The organism is Bacillus sp. JJ1562, from assembly GCF_036962705.1.
Classification (GTDB): Bacteria; Bacillota; Bacilli; order Bacillales; family Bacillaceae_L; genus Ferdinandcohnia.
On sequence record NZ_JBALOQ010000080.1, the window covers coordinates 10,620 to 14,068 of the forward strand.

5 protein-coding genes are annotated in these 3,449 nt (G+C 29.0%); all 5 read left to right on the forward strand.

Annotation, left to right across the window (positions count from 1 at the left end):
- Positions 1-599, forward strand: a 599-nt coding sequence (locus tag V7097_RS25745; RefSeq protein WP_335706493.1) for a glycosyltransferase, incomplete at its 5' end; no start/stop codon positions are given.
- Between the two features lie 16 nt (positions 600-615).
- Positions 616-1,227, forward strand: a complete 612-nt coding sequence (locus tag V7097_RS25750) for an acyltransferase (protein ID WP_335706494.1) — start codon at positions 616-618, stop codon at positions 1,225-1,227.
- Positions 1,228-1,290: 63 nt separating this feature from the next.
- Positions 1,291-2,124, forward strand: coding sequence for a glycosyltransferase (locus V7097_RS25755; protein WP_335706495.1), 834 nt, complete (start codon positions 1,291-1,293; stop codon positions 2,122-2,124).
- Positions 2,125-2,127: 3 nt separating this feature from the next.
- Positions 2,128-2,712 carry a glycosyltransferase family 4 protein gene (locus V7097_RS25760; protein ID WP_335706496.1) on the forward strand — a complete coding sequence of 195 codons (585 nt, stop codon included), beginning with the start codon at positions 2,128-2,130 and terminating at the stop codon, positions 2,710-2,712.
- 26 nt (positions 2,713-2,738) lie between these two features.
- On the forward strand, positions 2,739-3,221 hold the full coding sequence (locus V7097_RS25765; RefSeq protein WP_335706497.1) for a glycosyltransferase: 483 nt from the start codon (positions 2,739-2,741) through the stop codon (positions 3,219-3,221).
- The last annotated feature ends 228 nt before the right edge of the window (positions 3,222-3,449 follow it).

Consider the following 3,449-nt stretch of genomic DNA (forward strand, 5'->3'; position numbering starts at 1 on the left):
ATACTGAATATATCGCACGAATGGATGCGGATGATATTTCTTTACCAAATAGATTTTTAGAGCAAGTCGAGTTTCTAGATAATAATTCTAATGTGAGTGTGGTTGGAAGTTGGGCATATCAAATTAATGATTATGGTGAAGTAAAGAATACAAGATATACACCAATAAAAAATGAAGATATTCGAAAACTAATATTAAAGGCTAGTCCAATGATTCATCCAACCGTTATGTTTCGAAAAGAAGATATTATGAGTTTAGGCGGATATAACATCAAATACAGGTATGCTCAGGATTATGATCTTTGGTTTAGGTGCCTTTCTAATGGATTAGAATTGCATAATATTGGAAAGCCGCTCTTAGAATACAGGGTTAGCGAAAATCATTCCAAAAAAAGAGGGATGAAACATAGATTGCTAGATGCATCTATTAGGTGGAATGGTTCAAAATTATTGGGTGTCCCTTTATTTAATAGACTAATATCAGTTTCGATCCCAATAGTACTTGGAATCATGCCGAACTTCTTAAGGAAAATTATAATGAAATATGGAAATAGGATCGATCCAAGAACAAAATATAAAAATTTTACTAAAAATATATAGTAACGGGTTGTTTAAAATGTTTTTAATAATTAAAAAGTTGATAAAAAAAGTAATCAAATGGACACAGAAAATTAAGTTTATAATATGCTACCAAAAAAATCTTTCAGATATTTCATTCAGTATAAAATTAAAAAATCCAAGAAAAATTACAATTGGTAAACGTAATAAAGTTAGGGATAACACTATTCTCTATGTTCACAAAATTGAAGGGCATATTAAGACGAAATCTAATGTTATTATTGAGGATAATGTAATATTGGAATCACTCAAAGGGAAAATTGAAATAGGTGAGAATAGTACAGTTAATCAGTTCACAATAATGAGAGCATATGGTGATATAGACATCGGTAAGGGAGTCAGAATAGGACCTAGTGTGCAAATTATGGCAATGAATCATGTGTTTTCAAATGAAGAAAAGTTTATATATGAACAAGGGATAACAGGTAAAGGTATTTCAATCGGAAATAATGTATGGATAGGCGGAAATGTAACAATTCTTGATGGGGTTAATATAGGTAATAATTGTGTAATAGGAGCGGGAAGCGTTGTTGTAAAGGATATTCCTGAAAATTCACTTGTAGTTGGCAATCCTGCAAAGATAAAAAGACAACTTAATTTTACCATCTAGACTCTTATTTATTTGCCTTGAAAAAGATATCTGGAAAATAACTGTTGTCTTGGAGGGAAAACAGTGACAAGTAAACCATCTTTAAGTGTTATTATGTCAGTATATAATAACGAGGAATATTTAGAAGAAGCTGTGGAAAGTATTCTTAATCAAACATTTTCTGATTTTGAGTTTATTATTACAGATGACTGTTCAGTGGATAATTCGTTAAAAATAATTGAATCTTATGCAGCTATAGATGATAGAATTATCATAATTAAAAACCAACAAAACATGGGTCTGACTAAATCACTTAACAATATGATTAATCTTGCAAACGCTGAATATATAGCAAGGATGGACGGAGATGATATTGCAGATTTAGACCGTTTTAAAAAACAAATGAGTGTAATAAATGATAAACCTGAAATTGACTTGATTTTTGGTGATACTTCCTTAATTGATGAAAAGGGATCTAGGATCTGTGATTCCTGGAGACCGAAAAAATTAGAAAATATATTAAAAAATTTGGAATATCATAATTTTATTCCACACCCAACAGTAATTTTTAAAAAGAGTGCGGTACAAAGTTTGGGAGGATATAATGAAGAATATAAATTAGGGCAGGACAAAGAACTGTGGGTCAGGTTCAAAAATAATGGCTATAAGTTTTATTATATAAATCAATTTTTGCTCAGTTATAGAATAAATCCAAAAAGTGTAAGACGAAAAGTCAATGTTAATAGGTATTACTTTTTAGCAAATACATGTATTAATAATAAAAAGAAGAAGAAAGTTTTTAACTATATAAGACAAGTTTCTTTTAAAGAAAAATTGATTTTGTTCATTAAGTTTTTAATTCCTCATAAAATTCTTTTTATTAAAGGCATATGGATTAGGAAATTTAGGAGGAATTAAAAAATGAAAAACATTTTATTAGTATCACATGAGTTTCCTCCTAAGCTAGGTGGAGCAGGTAGCTACGCTTATGACCTAGCGAAAGTACTATCTAAAAAAGGATATAGAGTAACAGTTGTAACATGTAAAAGGGGTACAGAAATTTACAAGGTAAACTTCTGTGAAATAATTACTGTTAAATGCTTCCCAAAAATAGGGGCTTGGAACCTATGGAATAAAATAAAAACGTTAAAACTTGAAAGCTTTGATTCAATAATATTAAACGATATAGGAGCTGGTCAAGTAGGCGCATTATTTTTTCCAGAATCTTTAATGAAAAAATCGATATGTTTGTTGCATGGAAGCGAACCTGAACATATTTTTATAGAGCAAAATTTACTTGATAAAGTTTTAAACTACAAAGAGAAGTATAGAAAATTGTTGGATAACTGTTTAAAGATTGTGGCAGTAAGTAAAGATATGAAAAACAAATTTTTAGATTTGTCGAAGCTTTATTACTTAGAGGAAAAAATAGTTGTTATTTATAATGGGGTAGATGTAAATCTTTTTTATTANNTATGTATGGAATACCAAAAAGTAGAAAGTTAATATTATCAGTTTCTCGCGTAACAAAAATGAAGGGTTATGATAGGAAAATTTCGCTTTTTGAAAAACTAAAAGAACATACTAATGAGTTCCAATGGATAATCGTAGGCAGTGGAGATTATCTTAGTGAATTAAAAAACAAAGTATCGGAGTCAATCATTTCAGATAATGTTACTTTTGTCGGTAGAATTGATAGAGGGAAATTAAGACAATTTTATTCATCTGTGGATATATTTATTTTATTGTCTAATTATAGAGAATCCTTTGGCTTAGTTTATCTAGAGGCAAATGCATGTGGATGTCCTGTTATTGGAAGAGAATATGGCGGAGTTTCAGAGGTAATAAATAATAATATTTCGGGTTTGTTAGTGAAAGACAGTAGTAAGTATGATCTTTCACTGCAAATTTATAAATCAATAACCTCACGTTGTTTCAAGAAAGACAAAATAATAGAACATGCAAATAAATTTAAATTAGAAAACACTGCGAAGGAATTTATTAAGATACTGTAGAGGAAGGTTAATTTGAAGAATAACGGGCTTATCTCTATTTCAAATATATTAATATACTTAATAATCCCCTCATATTTACTTTCTGGGGGTTACTTTGTTTATAAATTTACATTAATATTTCCTCTCGGACTGTTTTTAATTTTTCTAATTAAATTATATAATAAGTCATTTTTTTTAGGGTAGAGTTTAGTAACAAAGTAAAACTTGTTTTTTATCTTATTAACATTT

What these genes read in the sequence shown, in the direction of transcription:
- V7097_RS25765 (WP_335706497.1), top strand. Translation starts at nt 2,739, where the DNA reads ATGAAGGGTTATGATAGGAAAATTTCGCTTTTTGAAAAACTAAAAGAA.
- V7097_RS25750 (WP_335706494.1), top strand. Translation starts at nt 616, where the DNA reads ATGTTTTTAATAATTAAAAAGTTGATAAAAAAAGTAATCAAATGGACA.